The organism is Nocardia terpenica (assembly GCF_013186535.1).
Lineage (GTDB): Bacteria > Actinomycetota > Actinomycetes > Mycobacteriales > Mycobacteriaceae > Nocardia > Nocardia terpenica.
This window is the reverse complement of the sequence record NZ_JABMCZ010000005.1, coordinates 214047-231994: the sequence shown is the minus strand read 5'-3', so window position 1 is coordinate 231994 and position 17948 is coordinate 214047. Positions and strand designations below refer to the sequence as shown.

Here is a 17948-nt window from a genome sequence, read left to right as displayed (position 1 = left end):
GCGTGCGGTCAGCCGAGGATCTCGTCGACGTAGCACCAGCGCCATTTCTCGCCGGGTTCCACGCTGCGCATGACCGGGTGGCCGGTGGACCGGTAGTGGCGGGTGGCGTGGTTGCCCGCCGAGGAGTCGCAGCAGGCGACGTGGCCGCAGGTCAGGCACATTCGGAGGTGGACCCAGGTGAGGCCCTCGGCCAGGCATTCCGCGCAGCTGTCGGGGAGTTCGGGCAGGGAGAGGTGGGGGGCCTCGCGGAGGTGGTCGCAGCCGGCGGTGGCGGGGGAGCGCAGCGTGTCGTCGGGGTTGTCGTCGGCCTCGGCGACGCGGTCGATCGTGGATTCCTCGAGATCGAGGGCGGCCATGACGTGTTCGAGCACCTCGTGATCCATGATGCCCGAATCGCGCACGCGCAGTACGGTTTCGCGTTCGGCGCGCAGCATGGCCAGCCGCAGCCGCCGGTATTCGCCGCTGGGGGTGACGCGGACCGACTCCGCCCGGCCCAGCTGCTCCCAGGCGGCGTGCGCCCGGCGCTCGACTCGATCCCGCAGCGTCGCAACCACTTCCGGCGGGGTTTCCGGCGCGATCTCGGATTCCAGCGCGACCAGGCCCGCCGCCGTGGCCTGCTGGAGCAGATTCGCCTGCTGCAGTGCGTCTTCGGCGCGGCTGGGGCCGCGTAGCCGCAGCAGCCGGATCAGGCCGGGCAGCGAAATGCCCTGCAGCAGTAGCGTTCCGCCAACCACCACCAGCGCCAGCAGCTTCAGCGTCGCCAGCTCACGGGTGTCGGTCGGCAGCAGCAGCGCACCGGCCAGCGTCACCACCCCGCGCATCCCCGCCCACGCCACCACCGCCGGACTGGTCCACGCGGGTTTCGGCTTACCGCGCGGGCGGCTCTCCACGAACCACGCGAAATAGGTGCTCGGGAACACCCACACCACGCGCGCGACCACCACCGTGGCGAGCACCGCCGCGCAGGTCGCGATCAGCGTGCCGTGGTCCAGGCCGCTGTTCCAGGCCTCCTCCAGGATGTGCCGCACCTCCAGGCCCATCAGCAGGAAAACCGCGCTCTCCAGGATGAATTGGATGGTGCGCCAATTGGTGCGCTCGGCGATGCGCGAGGCCGCGCTCTGCCACACCGGCGCCCCCTGGCCCAGGATCAGCCCGCACACCACCACCGCGATCACCCCCGAGGCGTGCGCCGCCTCGGCGGGCAGATACGCCGCGAACGGCGCCAGCAGCGACAGGCTGGTGTCCAGGATCGGATCGGTGATGCGGCGGCGCAGCACCGCCAGCACCCCCGCCGCCAGCACCCCGATCGCCGCGCCCCCGGCGGTGGCCCACACGAAGTTGCCGCCCGCCTGCCAGATGCTGAACGCCCCCGCCGACGCCGCGATCGCGGTGCGCAAGGCCACCAGCGCCGTCGCATCGTTGAACAGCGCCTCGCCCTCGAGCAGGGTCACGATCCGCCGCGGCATCCCGACCCGCCGCGCGACCGCGGTGGCCGCCACCGAATCCGGCGGCGACACCACCGCGCCGATCGCCACCGCCGTCGCGAACGGCACCGCCAGCAGCCGCCACACCACCACCGCCACCGCGAACGTGGTGAACAGCACCAGCCCCACCGACAGCAGCGCGATCGAAATCTTCTTGGCCCGGAACTCGACCAGCGAGGTGCTGATCGCCGCGGTGTAGACCAGCGGCGGCAGCAGGCCCAGCATCACGATCTCGGGATTGACGTCGACCCGCGGCACGAACGGCAGATACGACGCCACGATGCCCGCCACCGTCAGGACCAGTGGTTCGGCGATGCCGAGCCGCCGCGCCAGCGCCGCCAATGCGACCGCCACCGCGACCAGCACCACCAAACCGACTGCCAAGTGCACGAGGCTTATCGTGCCAGCACGGGTATCGATCGGTGCGCACGGTTCGCCGGAGGCGGACAGTTCGGTATACGGGGACACGTGCAGAAACCGGCTCTGACGCGCCGGGCGAAGGTGCGCGGGGGTGGTGTTCGCCGATAAGATCGCGGAATGCCAGCCACCCTCGCCGAACTCGAAGCCCGGGTCGCCGTTCTCGAAGCGGACCGCGCCGATTATAAGGCCGTGCTCAGTAGCATGAATGCGCTGAGCCAGCAGACGCGCGAACGACTTGACAGGCAGGACGCCAGGTTCGACGAGGTCGATCGCCGATTCGACCATGTTGACCGCAGGCTCGACGACACCAACGCTCGCGTGCGCTCGATCGAGGAGAACGTGGCCGAGATGAAGGACCTGCTCCTGCAGGCATTGGACAAGCGCTGAGCGCCCGGCGGTAACCGGCCGATATCGCGGGACACGCATACTGGTGGACGTGAGCGCGTTTCGGGATACTTCGTCCGGTCCGATCGCCCTGTCGTCGGGACCGATCGGGCGGCCCAATCCGCGGCGCACCGAGTTGGTGCTGTGTGTGGCGGCGGTGGCATTGGTGGCGGTCGCCGGATTGGGCATGTCCGCGGCCACCGGTGGCGGCGACGGCGATTCGCTGCAGTGGGCGCTGGGCGTTTTCGCGGTCCTGACGGTGCTGGCGCATCTGGCGGTGCGGATCTTCGCGTCCAAGGCGGATCCGGTGCTGCTGCCGTGCGTGGTGTTGCTCAACGGGCTCGGGCTGGTGATCATCGACCGGCTCGACCGCGCCGAGGCCGCCAATGCGGTGGCGCTGGGCAAGCCGGTCCCGTCCTCGGACGCCGCGCACCAATTGATCTGGACCGCAGCGGGAATCGTGTTGTTCGCGGCCGTGCTCGCGGTGATCCGCAATCACGGGCAGCCCGCCAAGTACGCCTACACCTGTGGGCTGGCCGGTATCGTGCTGCTGCTCATCCCCGCCGTGCTGCCGTCGCGGTTCAGCGAGGTCAACGGCGGCAAGAGCTGGATCATGTTCCACGGCTTCTCGATTCAGCCCGGCGAGTTCGCCAAGGTGCTGCTGCTGATCTTCGTGGCCGGATTCCTGGTCGCCAACCGCGACCTGTTCGGCACCGCCGGTAAACGGTTCCTCGGGTACACGCTGCCGCGGCTGCGGGATCTGGGGCCGCTGCTGCTGGTCACCTTCGTCTCGGTGCTGGTCCTGGTGTACGAGAAGAACCTGGGTTTCTCGCTGCTGGTGTTCGGGACGGTGCTCGCCATGGTGTACGTCGCGACGCGGCGGGCGTCGTGGCTGCTGATCGGGATCGGCATGTTCGCGATCGGCGCGGTCGTCGCCTACCACCTGTTCGCCCACGTGCGGGTGCGGGTGCAGGTGTGGGAGGACCCGTTCGCCACCTACTACACCAACGGCTATCAGATCGCGCAGGGCCTGTTCGGGCTCGGCACGGGCGGGCTGCTCGGGGCCGGGCTGGGCGGAGGCCGCCCGCAGGAGGTGCCGTTCGCCAAGACCGACTTCATCATCTCCACCATCGGTGAGGAACTGGGCCTGATCGGGCTGAGCGCGGTCATTGTGGTGTTCGCGATCATCACCATGCGCGGCTTCACCGCCGCCCTCACCACCCGCGACTCCTTCGGCAAACTGCTCGGCGGCGGGCTGGCGTTCTCGCTGGGCTGGCAGCTGTTCGTGGTCGTCGGCGGCGTCACCAAACTCATTCCGCTGACCGGTCTCACCACCCCGTTCATGTCCTACGGCGGCTCCTCGCTGCTGGCCAACTACGTGATCGTGGCGCTGCTGATCCGCATCTCCCACGACGCCCGCAGCGAGGCCGCCCCCGCACCCCCGCCGGTCGCCCCGATCGCGGAGGCCATGACCGAACACATCCGCCAGTCCACCCCGCCCCGCCGGGTGAAATGATTCACCGCATCGCGGATTCCAGTGGCCTGCCCGCGTCGCGCCAGGCGACGATGCCGCCTGCCAGTCCGGCGGCGTCGTAGCCGTCGCGGCGGGCCAGGGCGGCGAATCGCCGCGATGCCTCGCCCACCGGGCACACGAAAACCACCGGGCGGGAACGGGAGAAGGGCACGCCGTGGGTGAGCATGTCGTCGAGCTGGTCGTCGCGGATATTGATCGCGCCGGGCACGTGGCCGATGCGGTAGGCCATGGCGCCGCGGGTGTCGACGATGGTGGGGCGGGCGGTGGTATCCAGGTCGGCCAGCTGCTGCGGGGAGAGTTCCGGGACGGCGGCCAGTTCCGCGGGCGTCGGCGGGGTGGCGCGAGAATCGGTGCGACCGAACAGATCCGGGCGACGCTGGCGCACATACGACAGGTACGGCTCCAGGCGGTCGCACACGATGAACACCGCCACCCGCGGCCCCTCGGCGGCCTCCGATCGCAGATACTCCAGTGCCGCCGCATAGCTCGCGCCGCTGGTCGGGCCCGCGAGAACGCCGTAGCCGGTGGCCAATTCCATCGTCGCCTCGATCGCCCGCCCGGCGGTCACGGTCAGGATCCGGTCGTAGAACTCGGGCTGGAACAGGCCCACATCCCACATCTCGGTCTCCGAGCGAATGCCCGGAATGAAGTCCGACCGCTCCGACACCACCGCGATCGTGCGCAACTCCGGATTGTGCTTGCGCAGGTAGGTGGCCGCGCCGCGGGTGGAGCCGGTGGTGCCCAAACCGCCCACCAGGCAATCGATCCGGGTGATGCCGTCGCGCGCCAGATCCTCGTGGATCTCGCGGCCGGTGCCTTGGTAGTGCGCCTCCACATTCTTCTCGTTGGTGTACTGCGACAGGTGATGGTAGGCGCCCGGATGCTGCACCATGGTCGTCTCGATCACCGAGAGCACGTCGTTGGGCGTGGTCGGGTCGGGGCACTCCGACAACCCCGGCAGCTCCTCGATCTCGGCGCCGAACAGTTGCAGCAGTTGCCGTTGCTCGGTCACCCTGATCCGATTGGTCACCGCCCGCAGTCCGATCCCGTGCAGCCCGCCCAGAATGCGCAGCGCCTTCGCCGTGTTGCCGCTGGACGCCTCGATGAGAGTCGCTCCGCGCCTGGTGATCTCGTCCAGATCGTCGCGCAGCATGCCCCACGCCACGCGGTCCTTCACCGATCCGAACGGATTGTAGAACTCCAGTTTCGCGTACAGCTGCACGTCGGGCAGGCCGTGCACGGCCGGATCCAGCCGTAGCAGCGGGGTATTGCCGATCAGGTCGGTGATGTGGTCGTAGCGCATCAGGGCATCTCGTAACTGCGATGGTGGGGGGCGGGGTCCGGCGCGGGCGGCACCCGGCGGCGCGGCGGCGCGATACCGGTGACCAGCGACGGCTCGTAGTCGGCGTCACGGCACACCTGGAACCGCCCGCCGTGATGGGCCACCGCCAGTTTCGGCGGCAGCGGATGCATCGACGCCGTCGCGGCCGACAGATCGGTGTGGTAGGCGGCGGTATTAGGGAATATCACCGCCTCGCCCGGTCGCGGGCAGCGCGGCAGCCACACCTTGTGATTGGTGATCATGTCCCGCTCCAGGCACAGCCGCCCGGCGAGGAAGACCCCCACGGGGCCCGACGCCGCGGCGCCGGATGCGGCCAGCAGCAGCGGATCCACCATGACCTCCTGATCGGCCGGGGTCACGGTGTCGCGGCCGATGTCGAGGTTGACCAGCAGCGCGCCGTCGGCGGCCGGTTTGACGAATTCCACTCGGGCCACGGTGATTCCGGCGTGATCGACCAGCGCCTTCCCCGGCTCCAGCCACACCTCCAGCAGATTCTCCCCGGCCACCTGCGCGACCGTGCGGCCGCCGTGCGCCTCGAGCGGCGCGGTCAGCAGCTCCTCGAGCATGCGGGCGGCGGGCACGGTATTGCCATACTTATGGAATACGGGCGTACCGTGCACGCCGCCGTCGTCGACCTGATAGCCGAAGGTGTTGCCGCCCCACGCCATCGGCTCCCCGCGGCCCAGCAGCGACTCCCGCAGCGCGGCCACGTAACCGTCGAACCGGTCGGCGTCGGCGGTGAACACCTGCCGCAGCCCGCCGCCCACGTCCAGCACCGTCGGCGCCAACCCGTGCCCGTAGGCGCGCTCCACCAGCGCCAGGCACGCCTCGATCGCCCGCACCCGCTCCGCCGTGTCACCGGAATCGATGTGAAAGGCGAAGCCGCGCAACAGCAGCCGCTCCCGATGCGCGGCCAGCACCGTCAGCGCCTGCTCGCAGTCGGCCAGCGCCACCCCGAACCGGCTCACCGCGCTCCCGGCGAACCCCGACACCCGCAGCAGCACCGGCACCGGGGCGCGGCCGTGCGCCAGCTCCGCGAGTCTGCCCAGCTCCCACAGGTTGTCGACATTCACCGTCACCGCGGCCTCGACCAGCGCCCGCAGGAACGGTTCCCCCTTCGGGCCGGTGACCTCGATGCGGGCGGGAACGAATCCGGCCTCGGCGGCCGCCGCCAGCTCCCGCGGCGAGGCCACATCCACCCCGATCCCGGCGTGCTCCGCGGTGCGCAGGAAGGCGCGCGACCGATTCACCTTGTGCGCGTAGCACATTCGGGCCCGCGGCAGCTGCCGGGCGCACACGGCGCGCAGTCGCGCCAGATTCTCGGCGAATACCTGCGGGAACAGCAGGTGGGCGGGGGAGCCGTAGCGGTCGAGCGCGTCGTCGACCGCGCCGGGAATATCGAGGAAGGCGCGCACCAGCGGATGGATCTTCGCCGGAAGGGCGGGTGGTGCGGTCATGCCGTGGTGGTTTCGGTGCACGCATCGGCCGGTCGCGCCGACACCGGGTTGTAGCCGCTGTCGCGCAGCGCGTCGAACGCGCGCTGCCGGTTGCGGGGGCTGCGGAATTCGGCGGCCACCCGCTTGCTGACCAGATCGATCTCGTGCACCCGGATCCGCATCGACTCCAGCACCCCGCCGATCGTGCGCACGCAGTGCTGGCAGCTCATGTCCGGCACATAGAACACCCGATCCTCCGCGCTGAGATCGCCGTCGCCGCACTCGGTTTCGCCCGGGACCTCCGCGACGCTCACCCGCTCGACGACCGCGGTGAACACCTCCACGAACCGGTCCACCACCATCGGCAGCAGGCTGTAGTGCTCGCCGTCGAGATGATGCGGCATCGCCGCCAGGCACGCCGGGCGCGTCCCCGGCGGCAGCAGCGCGTACTGGCGCGAGATCAGGTCCAGCTCGTCGTGGTAGCGGGCGATCGCCGCCGCCACCGACAGGCCCTCGGTGGTGGTGGCGCGGCGCATCACGGTGTGCGCGTCGGTGATGGTGGCGTCCTTCATCGCCCGCAGGACGGCCACCGTGTCCGCGGTGTAGCGGACGGTGCCGTCCGGTTGGGTCGCGAACGTCACCGGGATCATGCCGCGTCGATACGTCGACGCCTGCAGCTCCCAGTACCAGCGGGTCGCGACCGCCGCGAAGATGCCGGAATCGCGCATGCCGCAGGCGAATTCGGCCGGGGTGCGGTACGGCGTCGCGCGCGCCAGCAGCGCGTGCTGGGCCAGCGCCCGCCCGCACGCCTCGACACCGACGCGCAGGATATCGATCGGGTCGTGATCGGTGGTGGTGCCCGCCAGCGCCGCGTGATCACGCTCGCTCAGCGCCGAGATCCGCTGTGCCAGTGCGGTATCGGCGGCGAGCGCGTGCCACAGCGCCAGCACCGTTTCGCGCATGGCGATCGGCACGATCGGCCCCAGCCCGCCGCGGCGGAAGTGCCCCGTATTGGGGATGCCGTCGCCGTCGGTCCACGCGATGCGGTGGGTGGCGCTGGTGACCTGGTCGGCCCGGCACGGGCGCATGAACCGCTCCAGATACAGCCGCTGCGACAGCGTCAGGTGGCTGTCGGACTCGAAACGCAGTGCGGCGCAGGTGTAGTCGATGCGCCGGGCCGGGCCCGGCGCGGCGTCCGCGAACAGGCCGGGGCGGGCCAGCTCGGCCAGCACCCGGGAGGCGGCGCGGCGGTCGTAGCGGGGCTGGGCCGCGGCGTTCATGGGACCTCCGAGGCGATCGTGGCGACGCATCGAACGAACCGGTCGATCTCGTCGCCGGTGGTGTACAGATGGGTGCTCACCCGCACCGAATCCGCATCGGCGGCCGCGCCACCGGGTTCGACGGGGACGCAGTGCGCGCCGGTGCGCACCAGGTACCCGAGCTCGGCCAGCACGAAACCCAGATCGGTGGCGCCGATGCCCGCGAGGGTGAACGAGACTATGCCGTAACCGATCTCGCCCGCCGCGTGCGCGGGACCCGGCAGGAATTCCACGCCCGGGATCGGGCGCAGGCCGTCGATCAACCGCCGGGTCAGCAGCCGATTGTGCTCGGCGATGGCGTCGGTCCCCACCGTGTCGAGCACGTCCAGGGCCGCACCGAGCGCGAGGATGCCGGGAATGTTGGAGGTGCCGCCCTCCATCCGCTCCGGCATGCGCGCCGGGGCGAGCCCCGAAACCGTCGGCGCCACACCGGAATTGCCGCCCGGCAGGAACGCCGTCAGCCGATCGTGCAGGCGGCGGCGGCAATACAGCACGCCGATGCCGGGCGCGCCCAACATCTTGTGCGCGGACAGCACCGCGAAATCCGCGCCGAGCTCGTCCACCCGCACCGGCAGATGCCCGCCGCTCTGGCTGCAGTCGACACACACCGCGATCCGCGGGCCCAGGTGCTCGCGCAGCTCGCCGAGCGTGGTGAGCGCGCCGAACACGTGGTGCAGGTGGGCGACGGTGAGCAGCCGGGTGCGCGGGGTGAGCTTGGCGCGAATGTCGTCGATATCGGCCTCGCCCCGCGCCGTCACTCGATACGGGACCAGGCGGATGCGGCGGCCGAACCGGGCCAGGGTGTCGCGCAGCTGCAGCCACGGATACACGTTGGAGGCGTGATCGCGGGGGCTGTAGAGGATTTCGTCGCCGTCGCCGAGCTCGGCCAGCCCCCAGGACAGGGCGACCGCGTTGAGTCCGGCGGTCGCGCCCGGGGTGAACACGATCTCGTCGGGGGCCGCGCCGAGGAAGGCGGCGGTGTGCTCGCGCACCTCGCCGAGGGCGTGGGTCAGCGTCGTGGCCCACCGGTAGGTGCCGCGACCGGCATTGGCGGTGTGCGCGCTGTGGTAGCGGGTGATCGCGTCGATCACCGGCCGCGGTTTCTGCGTGGTGGAGGCGCTGTCCAGATACACCGGGCCGGTGTCGGTCAGCGCGGGGAACAGCGCGCGCACGGCCGGGTCCGGGAACCGAGCGTGCTCGGACCTGAACACGGGAGACCGCAACGCTACGCTCCTTCCGGCTCGTACGCTCCGACTCCGTCCACGATACGCACATTCCGGGTGGTATTCAGAAGGTTCTCGCGGGCAACGACATTCGCCGGTACCGTGCCGGTCCGATACGCGTGCGAGCCCGGCGGCGAATTGTGGCCGCTCACCGGGCCGAAGCCGGGGAGGATGGAGCCGATCCGACACGCCGCGTCCGGGGCCTGAACTCGGATGCGCTACCAGCACGTACTCGGTACCGTGAGGCCGATGAGCGCTCCGGGCGTGGGGACCAAGGTATTTGCGGCGCTGGGCGATCCGCGCCACGGCGGGCTGCCCGCCACCGCCCGCGACGATGCCGTCACCGCGCTCACCGCCGGTTGGCTGGTCGGCGGACTGGCTTTGGCCGCCTGGTCGCAGGCCGAGGGCGCCGACCCCGGTGCGTTCAGCGCCGGGCACGCGGTCTTCGCCACCGGGGTGCTCGCCACCGCGGGCTGGGTGGTGGCCGTGGTCTGGCGGAACTTACGCGGCGGACGCCGCGGTTTCGCCGCGATTCCCCTCGGCTATCGGGCCGCCGTCCTCGCGCTCGTGCTGTTCGTCGGCTCGGTCCTCGCCGATCTGATCTGGCATATCGTCGTCGGCGGCCATCCCGGAACCGGACGCACCGACGCGGTCGATCTGCTGCTCGGCCCCACCCATCTGGGTGTGGCGCTGGCGCTGTTCATCATGATCACCTCTCCGCTGCGCTCGGCCATGGCGCGCCCCGATATCGGCGACGCCCCGCCGCTGCGGCTGCTGTGGCCCGCGCTGCTGGCCGCCGGACTGGCCGCGGCCCTGGTGCTGCGGGTGATCGGCTACGGCGACGCGCTCACCTACTCGGCCGCCCGCATCGTGGAGGTGTTCTCCCAGGTCGACGGCGCGCAGGTGCGGGGCCTGGCGGCGGCGATCGTGATCAGCGCCGCGGTCCTGCTGCTGCCGCTGCTGTTCGCCGCCCGCCGCTGGCGGCTGCCGTTCGGGGCGGCGCTGCTGACCATGCTGCCGCTGGTGGTGCTGTCGGGCGCGCAGACCGCGTGCGGCAATGTCGCCGTGCTCATCGCCGTCGCGACCGCCGCCGTCGTGGTGGAGGTGCTGACGCTGTGCCTGGACCCGTGCGCGCGGCGGCCGGTCGCCTACTGGGTGTTCGCCGGCGCCGCAGCGTTTTTCACCTGGTCGCTGTATATCGGAGTGGCCGCGGCCGCGGCCGGGCGGGTGCCGTCGGTGGTGGAACTGTGGACCGGCACGCCGATCGCGGCGGCCCTGTTCGGCTGGCTGCTGGCCGTACTCATGCTGCCGGGCCGCGCCGCGGGGCGCTAAGTGCCGCCCGGGTCCGGGCCGCCCGGATTGCACATGGCCTGCACGGTGGCCTCGTAGCCGACCGCGGGCCGCCACGGCTCCAGATTCCAGCTCGGCTTGTTCGGCATCATCACCCGCGCCCACTGCCAATGGCATTTGAACTGGTCGTACATGCCGGGGGTGTCGGCGTCGGGGGCGCTGGCCAGCACCTCGCCCCAGGCTCGATCCAGCGCGGGCGGGAAAGTGTCGGCGCGCCCGGCGGCGGACGGGTACACCCGCAGGCGGTGGCCGTCGGGATCGTCGGTCCACTCGGTGCGATCGATGAGCGGCGAATCGGCGTACGGGTCCACCATAGGGGCGGCGATCGAGGCGGCCGAGGGAATCGACGTCCGCGTCGTGGTGGCGGCCGGGTGCGCGGCGATCGCGGGCCCGGGCGTGGTGGCCTTGGCGGTCGGGCCGCGGCCCAGTGACACCGGCGACGACTCGTCGGCGGCGCCGCATCCGGCGACCGCCAGCACGACGGCCAGCAGTGCCGGTGCGCCGATTCGTGTGAAGCCCTGTCGCACCAGTGGGCCCCCTTTCCTCGCCGTGGCCTTGCGCTCGCCACCGTACCCGGTCCGGCGCGGATGCCGGGAATTCGCTTGCCGCTCTACGGGGCGTCGGCGATCCGGGCGCGCCTGTCCTGCCCGAAATCGTGCCCGATTCGACGTAAAGTAGACAGGTGGCCGCGCAGCTGACCAAGGGACAGGTGGACCGCCTCACGGTCGACGAGTTCGTCGTCGCCGTCCGGCACAGCGAGCCGGTCGACGTGTCGGCGCTGCTGCTGAACGCGGCCGGTCGCGTCCGCGGCGAGAAGGACCTCGTCTTCTACAACCAGCCCACCGCGTCGGGTGTGCGCCTGGTGCCCGGGCAGCCCGCGCTGAACATCGCGACCCGCTCGCTGCCGCCCGACATCGATCACGTGCGCATCACGGTCACCCTGGAGGACCATCAGGCGCACTTCTCCGATTTCGCGCCGCCGCAGGTCCGCATCGACGACACGGCCGGAAATCCGGTGTACGAGTACGTGATCGAGGGTCTCGGGCGGGAATCCACGGTGATCGCGGTGGATCTGGACCGGGTCGGCGTCTACTGGCATGTGCGGGTGCTGGGCCACGGCTACCCCGCCGGGTTCGAGGCGTTGGTGCGCGCGCACGGCGTGCCGGTCGGGGCGCCGGAGACCGACCCGGTGTTCCGCGGCCCGGCGGTGCTCAATCCCGGCCAGGAAGTGGCGCTGCACGAGATCCGCAAGGGCGAGCTCACCATGGCGAAGATGGCGCTGGGCTGGGATCCGGTGCGGGTGCACGGCGCGCGTTCCATCCGCGCGGTCGAGGTCGATCTGGACGCCTCGGCGCTGCTGTTCATCGGCCACAACCTCGTCGACGCGGTGTACTACCAGCAGCTGTCCTCCCGCGACGGCGCGGTCCGCCACTCCGGCGACAACCTCACCGGCGAGGGCTCGGGCGACGACGAGGTCATCACCGTGGACCTCGCCCGGCTCTCGCAGCAGGTCACGGCGTTGGTGTTCGTGGTCACCTCCTACGCCGGGCACACCTTCGAGCGCCTGCGTAACGCCTACTGGCGCATGGTCGACGGCACCACCAATGCCGAACTGGCGCGCGGCAATCTGCGTGCCGGCGGCGCGCACACCGGCATGGCGGTCGCGAAAGTGTATCGGGAGGACGGGATCTGGCGGCTGGCCGCGCTCGGTGCGCCGTTGCAGGCCGGGCATCCGGTCGAGACGGTCCCGCAGGTGACGCCGTTCCTGTGAAACGGCTGGGCAACGGGTGTGAGCAAGGGTTTGCCGGGGGTGATGCGCGGTGCCGTGCGCTCCTACTATTGTGGCCTCGCGAGCTGGCGCGTGTCCGTGGTGAGCGGGCACGCGGAGGAGAGTCGACCGTAGGGGCGAGATGACATCACCGGCAGTGAAATGTCTTGTCTGGGAAGTGGACAACACCCTGTGGGACGGGGTCGTATGCGATTCGACCAGCGGCCCGCTGCGACCCGACGCCCTGCGTGCGCTGCGCACGCTGGCGCGCCGCGGCGTCATCCACGCGGTGGCGAGCCGCGGCGAATGGGATTGGACCACGGACAAATTGCACCGGCACGGCCTGCACGCCGCGTTTTCGGCGGTGGAGGTCGGCTGGGGCCGCAAATCCGCGGCGATCGAACGCATCGCCGACCGCCTGCGCATTCCCCTGGACGCGGTCGGCTACATCGACGCCGAACCCCTGGAACGCAGCGAGGTAGCCCACGCCCTCCCGCGCGTCCGCTGCTACGCCGCCCGGCACGTCGACGTCCTCACCGCCCTCCAGGAATTCCGCGCCCCCGTCACCAACGCCCCACCCCCGACCTCTCCCATGGGCTTCGCCCACATCTCGGCCCAGTAGCCGCACCGTTTTCTGCACGCGCCGCGCAGTTGCACTCGATGCAAAACTGCATCGAGTGCCATCGCGGCCGGTCACCGATTCACCCGTGCGCGGAATCCGGTGTGTACCTCGCACAGTCGCTCCACCGCGCGGGGGCCCAGTTCGGCATCCGGTGCCTCCGAGACGAAGAAGCCCTACCCGCGCCTAGACTTTCGATGGTGTTGACCAACCCGTGCGCGGCCACCGTGCTGTGCTATGGCGATTCCAATACCTTCGGGGTGCTGCCGGACCAGAGCGGCCGATGGCCCGTCGATGTCCGGTGGACCGGGCTGATGCAGCGTCGCCTCGGCGACGGATACGATGTACTGGAGGAGGGATTGGGCAGTCGCACAACCGATCTCGACTACTCCGATCGCCCCGGACGCAACGGCCGCCGATACCTGCTGCCCTGCCTGGCAAGTCGCCGCCCGCTCGATATCGTCGTCCTGATGCTCGGCACCAACGACACCAAGATCCAGTTCGGCCGCACACCGGCACAAATCGCCGCGGCGGTGGACGGACTGATCGACCTCATCCGGTCCCCGGAGTTCGGGCGCGACGACTCGGCACCGGCCGTGGTCCTGCTGGCGCCGGTACCAATCGATCATCGTGCGCCGCTGTTCGATCGGCTCAACGGCGATGCCTACGACGCCCGATCGGCAGAGACATCGCGTCGGCTGGCCCCCTCGTTCGCCGAACTGGCGGCGCGCCGTGGTCTCCCGTTCGCCGACACCGCTACCGTCGCCGAGATAGGCGAGGACGGTGTCCATCTGGGTGCCGAAGCCCACGCCCGGATCGCTGAGCTGGTCGGCGGCCTGATCCGAAACCTGTAGGCGACACCGACAATAACCTCCCGTGCATTCGAATTCATCTGGGGGAGGGGAGCATCCGCTGATCCTTCGACTGTGTACGGTTCGGGTGTGGAGTCTTTCGCACGGAGCCGGCTCGGCCGATTACAGAGGCTGATTTCGTGTTGTCGTCATGATCGTTTCGGGGTGGGTGTGAGTCCGGTTGCGGTGAGGCAGCCGTCGATCAGGTTGGGGTGGTAGCCGATGCGGTGCAGGTCGCTGCGCACGATGCGCATGAGGTGGTCGGGGTCGGTGATGATGCGGTTGGCCAGCCGGCCTCGCCGCAGTAGTGACCAGATGCCTTCGGTCGGATTCAGATCGGGCGCGTAGGCGGGCAGTTGGTAGACAGTGAGCCAGTCGTGGCCGGTGACGAATCGGCGCATGCCGGCGGTGAGGTGGGTGTTGAGGTTGTCCCAGCAGACCACGATCGGCCCGCCGAGTTGCCGGTGGGCGGCGATGAGCAGGTCCCGGTAGTCGGTCCAGGCGAAGCTCTTCCTGCCCGAACTATTTCGGTCGTGCCGATACGGTCGCCAGATCAGCCGGGACCGATGGCCGGGCTTGTAGCAGGTCAGCGCGGCGATCGATATCCGGCGGGTGGTTCGGCCCCGGACCCGCACGATCGGGGTGTGCCCGCGTGGCGCCCAGGTCCGTGCGGTCGGCGGCGTCATCGTGAACCCGGCTTCGTCTTCGAACACGACCCAGGCTCCGAGCGCCGCCGCGGCGGTTTTACGTGCGGCCACACGTCCTTCACCCACGTCGCGACCGCCGCGTCGTCGCGTTCGACCGCCCGGCGGGCAGGTTGCTGACGGCTCCACCCGTGCCGGTGCAACAACAACGACACCCCCTTGATCGTGTAGGAGATGTGGAACCGGCGCCCGATCACGGTCTTGATCCTGGCCAGAGTCCATTTCTGGTCCGGCCAGCCGTGCTCGGCCGGGCCCTTGGCCAGCTCGTGTTCGAGTACCTGGAACTGTTCGTCGGACAGCAACGGCAGCGACGCGGGGCCCTTGGACCGCAACGCTTCCCGCCCCGCCGATCCCCACGCCTGGCGCCACCGTTGCACCGACCGCACGCTGACTCGCAGCCGGTGGGCGATCACCGCATTGTCCTCGCCCCGGGCGAAAGCGTCCGCGGCTTCCAGCCGCAACCGCTCCCGCAACATCCGTCGCTCGGCGGTCAGCCCACCGCCTTGCGGATACCGCACCCACCAGATGTACCCCACCCACCAGCCACGGCCGTCAAGCCCAGCGACAACACGAATTCAGCCGCTGTAGTCGCCCTGCCGTCGTTGACCGGTGGGCAGGTGGTGCGCCTGGTTGCCTGGCCGCTCGCCGTTGTCACGGCGCTGGATGTCGTGTTGCTTCGTGCGTTTCACGGCGATATCACCGACGACTTCAAACCCGTTCATGCCGCCGTGACCGCGTTCCTGCACCATCGGCCGGTCTACGGTGAGCATCTGGAGTGGGTGGATCCGCACTATCTGTACCCGCCCGGGGGGACGCTGCTGCTGTCGCCCCTGGGGCTGGTCGAACAGCACACTGCGCGATACATTTTCATCGTCGTCAACGCTCTCGCGCTGATCGCGGCGACGGCCCTGTTGTTACGCATCTTCGGCTACACCTCGAAATCGGTGGTCGCGCCGATCTGCTACTTCGCGGTCTTCGCCTCCGAATCCACCATCAACACACTGACTTTCGGCAATATCAACGGCCTGACATTCCTGGCCGAGGTCGCATTCCTGCTCCTGCTGTTGAACCGGCGCGACGTCGCCGCGGGGATCGTTCTGGGAGTGACGATCACGATCAAGCCCACCCTGGCGCCGCTGCTGTTGATCGCCGCCGCCCGCAGGCAGTGGGCGACGATCGCCGCGGCCATTGCCGTCCCGCTCGCGATCACGGCGGCGGCATGGCCGTTGTCGGCCGACCCGACCGCGTACTTCCGGCGCACCCTGCCCTACAGCATGCAGGCGCGCGACTATTTCAACTCCTCCATCGTGGGAAACGCCCTCTACTACGGGATTCCGCCCTGGATGTCCCTGCTGATGCGGGCGTTGTTCGCCGCCGCCGTGGCGATCTCGCTGTGGCTGCTGTACCGGTACTACCGCCACGACGACGTGTTCTTCGTCTGCACCGCCACCGGCATCCTGATGACCGCCGAATTCCTGCTCAGCAGCCTGGGCCAGCAGTACTACTCGATGTTCATCCTCCCGCTGCTGATGACGGTCGTCCTGCCCAACTCGGTCGTGCGCAACTGGCCCGCCTGGCTGGCCGTCTTCGGCTTCATGACCTACGACAAGTGGCTCCTCGGCCGCTGGCCCGCCCAGGGCCGCGACCTCGAATACCTGCGCATCACCTTCGGCTGGTCCCTGCTGCTCATAGTCGCGGCCTGCATCCTCGCCGACCGCTACCTGACGGCCCGGCGCGACGGCCGATTACCCGACCTCGACCCGGTCGGCCCGGCACCGGTTACGCAGTCCCCCTGGTGATTTCGACGATCGGCAGCACCAGGGCCGCCGGGGCGGTCGGCGGGACGGCGGGGTGGTTGGGGGCGGTGGGGGAGATGCGCCGGTAGGGGGAGGTCTGCGGTGGGCGAGAGTCGCGTTCGCCCTTGTTGGGCCAGAGGGCCGCGGCGCGTTCGGCCTGGGCGGTGATGGTGAGGGAGGGATTCACACCCAGATTGGCGGACACCGCGGCGCCGTCGACGACGCTGAGGGTGGGATAGCCGTAGACGCGGTGGTACGGATCGATCACCCCGTGCTCGGCGTCCGCGCCGATGGCCGCGCCGCCGAGGAAGTGCGCGGTGAGCGGGATGTTGAAGACCTCGCCCCAACTGCCGCCCGCGACGCCGCCGATGGTGTCGGCCACCTTGCGGGTCACCTCGTTGCCGACCGGGATCCAGGTCGGATTCGGTTGGCCGTGGCCCTGTTTGGAGGTCAACTTGCGGCCGAAGACCCCGCGCTTGGTGTAGGTGGTGATGGAATTGTCGAGATGCTGCATGACCAGGGAGATGATGGTGCGCTCGCTCCAGTTCCGCACGCTCAGCATCGACAGCAGCCGCACCGGATGCCGCAGCACCTCCAGCACGAACCGCAGCCAGCGCGGAATCCGTCCGCCGCCGTCGACCATGAGCGTCTGCAACAGCCCCATCGCATTGGAGCCGTGGCCGTAGCGGACCGGCTCGATGTGGGTGTCGGGGGTCGGATGAATGGAGGAGGTGATGGCCACGCCGCGGGTGAAGTCGCGGCGCGGGTCCACCTTCCGCGTCGCCGCGCCCACGATGGATTCGGAATTGGTGCGGGTCAGCTCGCCCAGCCGCGGCGACAGCCGCGGCAGAATTCCCTTGTCCCGCATGTCGAACAGCAGCCGCTGGGTGCCGCGCGTCCCGGCGGCCAGCACCACGTGCCCGGCCGTCAGCGAGCGCGGCGACCGGCGTAACCACGCCCCGGTGCGGGTGGTGTCGACCTGCCAGCTGCCGTCGGGCAGCGGCCGCACCGCCGTCACGGTGGTCATCGGAATCACCTGCGCGCCATGGCGTTCCGCCAGGTACAGATAGTTCTTCACCAGCGTGTTCTTGGCGCCGTGCCGGCAGCCGGTCATGCACTCGCCGCACTCCAGGCAGCCGGTGCGGTCCGGGCCCACGCCGCCGAAATACGGGTCCGGCACGGTCTTTCCGGGCTCGCCGAAGAACACCCCCACCGGCGTCTGCACGAAGGTGTCGCCGCAGCCCATATCGTCGGCGACCTGCTTGAAGACCTCGTCGGCGGGGGTCATGTGCGGATTGCGCACCACGCCCAGCATTTTCGTGGCCTGCTCGTAGTAGGGCGTCAATTCCGCGCGCCAGTCCGTGATGTCGCGCCACTGCGCGTCGCGGAAGAACGGCTCCGGCGGGACGTACAGGGTGTTGGCGTAGTTCAGCGAGCCGCCGCCCACCCCCGCGCCGCCCAGGATCAGCACATCGCGTAGCAGATGGATGCGCTGGATGCCGAAGCAGCCCAGCCGCGGCGCCCAGAGGAACCGGCGTAAGTCCCAGCTGGTGTCGGGTAACTCGTCATCGGCGAACCGGCGCCCCGCCTCCACCACAGCGACCCGATACCCCTTCTCTACCAGCCGCAGCGCGGTGACGCTGCCGCCGAACCCCGACCCCACGATGAGCACATCGAAATCCGTGTCGCGCTGAGTCATCCGCCGCTCCTAACCCGGT

General features: G+C 70.0%; 15 protein-coding genes. 7 read left to right on the top strand and 8 right to left on the bottom strand.

All coding sequences use genetic code 11. The annotated features are described in order from the left end of the window. Window positions 1-8: 8 nt before the first annotated feature. The gene (locus tag HPY32_RS36910) at window positions 9-1874 is read right to left on the bottom strand and encodes a Na+/H+ antiporter (protein WP_067588658.1); all 1866 of its coding nucleotides are present in this window, start codon (window positions 1872-1874) and stop codon (window positions 9-11) included. Between the two features lie 147 nt (window positions 1875-2021). Between HPY32_RS36910 and HPY32_RS36905 the strand changes: the two genes are divergently transcribed. Continuing rightward, the gene (locus HPY32_RS36905; RefSeq protein WP_067588660.1) at window positions 2022-2291 is read left to right on the top strand and encodes a hypothetical protein; all 270 of its coding nucleotides are present in this window, start codon (window positions 2022-2024) and stop codon (window positions 2289-2291) included. Between the two features lie 43 nt (window positions 2292-2334). After that, entirely contained in the window at window positions 2335-3804 is a 1470-nt protein-coding gene (locus HPY32_RS36900; protein ID WP_082871416.1) for an FtsW/RodA/SpoVE family cell cycle protein, read from the top strand. Window position 3805: 1 nt separating this feature from the next. Here the strand turns inward: HPY32_RS36900 and HPY32_RS36895 are convergent, their stop codons facing one another. From HPY32_RS36895 to HPY32_RS36880, 4 genes are read right to left on the bottom strand one after another with little or no spacing between them, the layout of a single operon-like run. Continuing rightward, on the bottom strand, window positions 3806-5125 hold the full coding sequence (locus HPY32_RS36895; protein WP_067588662.1) for a pyridoxal-phosphate dependent enzyme: 1320 nt from the start codon (window positions 5123-5125) through the stop codon (window positions 3806-3808). Next, on the bottom strand, window positions 5125-6621 hold the full coding sequence (locus HPY32_RS36890; RefSeq protein ID WP_067588664.1) for an alanine racemase: 1497 nt from the start codon (window positions 6619-6621) through the stop codon (window positions 5125-5127). The genes HPY32_RS36895 and HPY32_RS36890 overlap by 1 nt, the downstream gene beginning before the upstream one ends. Then, complete coding sequence (locus HPY32_RS36885; protein ID WP_067588666.1) at window positions 6618-7880, bottom strand: heavy-metal-associated domain-containing protein; 1263 nt, start codon at window positions 7878-7880, stop codon at window positions 6618-6620. The genes HPY32_RS36890 and HPY32_RS36885 overlap by 4 nt, the downstream gene beginning before the upstream one ends. Beyond that, window positions 7877-9142 carry an aminotransferase class V-fold PLP-dependent enzyme gene (locus HPY32_RS36880; protein ID WP_228785852.1) on the bottom strand — a complete coding sequence of 422 codons (1266 nt, stop codon included), beginning with the start codon at window positions 9140-9142 and terminating at the stop codon, window positions 7877-7879. The genes HPY32_RS36885 and HPY32_RS36880 overlap by 4 nt, the downstream gene beginning before the upstream one ends. A gap of 249 nt (window positions 9143-9391) precedes the next feature. On the opposite strand from HPY32_RS36880, the gene HPY32_RS36875 reads away from it, so the two are divergent. Continuing rightward, a complete protein-coding gene (locus tag HPY32_RS36875; protein ID WP_067595861.1) occupies window positions 9392-10474 on the top strand; it encodes a hypothetical protein in 1083 nt (360 codons plus the stop codon). On the opposite strand, the gene HPY32_RS36870 is transcribed toward HPY32_RS36875, so the two are convergent. Continuing rightward, window positions 10471-11019 carry a DUF2599 domain-containing protein gene (locus HPY32_RS36870; protein ID WP_231951650.1) on the bottom strand — a complete coding sequence of 183 codons (549 nt, stop codon included), beginning with the start codon at window positions 11017-11019 and terminating at the stop codon, window positions 10471-10473. The two genes, HPY32_RS36875 and HPY32_RS36870, sit on opposite strands and share 4 nt — an antisense overlap. Window positions 11020-11174: 155 nt before the next feature. Between HPY32_RS36870 and HPY32_RS36865 the strand changes: the two genes are divergently transcribed. The 3 genes from HPY32_RS36865 to HPY32_RS36855 all read left to right on the top strand — a co-directional run bounded on the left by HPY32_RS36865 (window position 11175) and on the right by HPY32_RS36855 (window position 13733). Further along, window positions 11175-12263, top strand: a complete 1089-nt coding sequence (locus HPY32_RS36865) for a TerD family protein (protein WP_082871418.1) — start codon at window positions 11175-11177, stop codon at window positions 12261-12263. Between the two features lie 175 nt (window positions 12264-12438). Then, entirely contained in the window at window positions 12439-12882 is a 444-nt protein-coding gene (locus HPY32_RS36860; RefSeq protein ID WP_082871419.1) for an HAD family hydrolase, read from the top strand. 194 nt (window positions 12883-13076) lie between these two features. Further along, a complete protein-coding gene (locus HPY32_RS36855) occupies window positions 13077-13733 on the top strand; it encodes a GDSL-type esterase/lipase family protein (protein WP_067588674.1) in 657 nt (218 codons plus the stop codon). A gap of 146 nt (window positions 13734-13879) precedes the next feature. Here the strand turns inward: HPY32_RS36855 and HPY32_RS46870 are convergent. Beyond that, a protein-coding gene (locus tag HPY32_RS46870) for an IS630 family transposase (RefSeq protein WP_444939652.1) occupies window positions 13880-14952 on the bottom strand; the annotation gives its coding sequence in 2 pieces (ribosomal slippage) (window positions 13880-14415 and window positions 14415-14952; 1074 coding nt in all). 99 nt (window positions 14953-15051) lie between these two features. On the opposite strand from HPY32_RS46870, the gene HPY32_RS36840 reads away from it, so the two are divergent. Beyond that, the gene (locus HPY32_RS36840; protein WP_231951651.1) at window positions 15052-16233 is read left to right on the top strand and encodes a glycosyltransferase family 87 protein; all 1182 of its coding nucleotides are present in this window, start codon (window positions 15052-15054) and stop codon (window positions 16231-16233) included. Here the strand turns inward: HPY32_RS36840 and HPY32_RS36835 are convergent. Further along, window positions 16214-17929, bottom strand: coding sequence for a GMC oxidoreductase (locus HPY32_RS36835; protein ID WP_171983246.1), 1716 nt, complete (start codon window positions 17927-17929; stop codon window positions 16214-16216). The genes HPY32_RS36840 and HPY32_RS36835 overlap by 20 nt on opposite strands. Window positions 17930-17948: the final 19 nt, after the last annotated feature.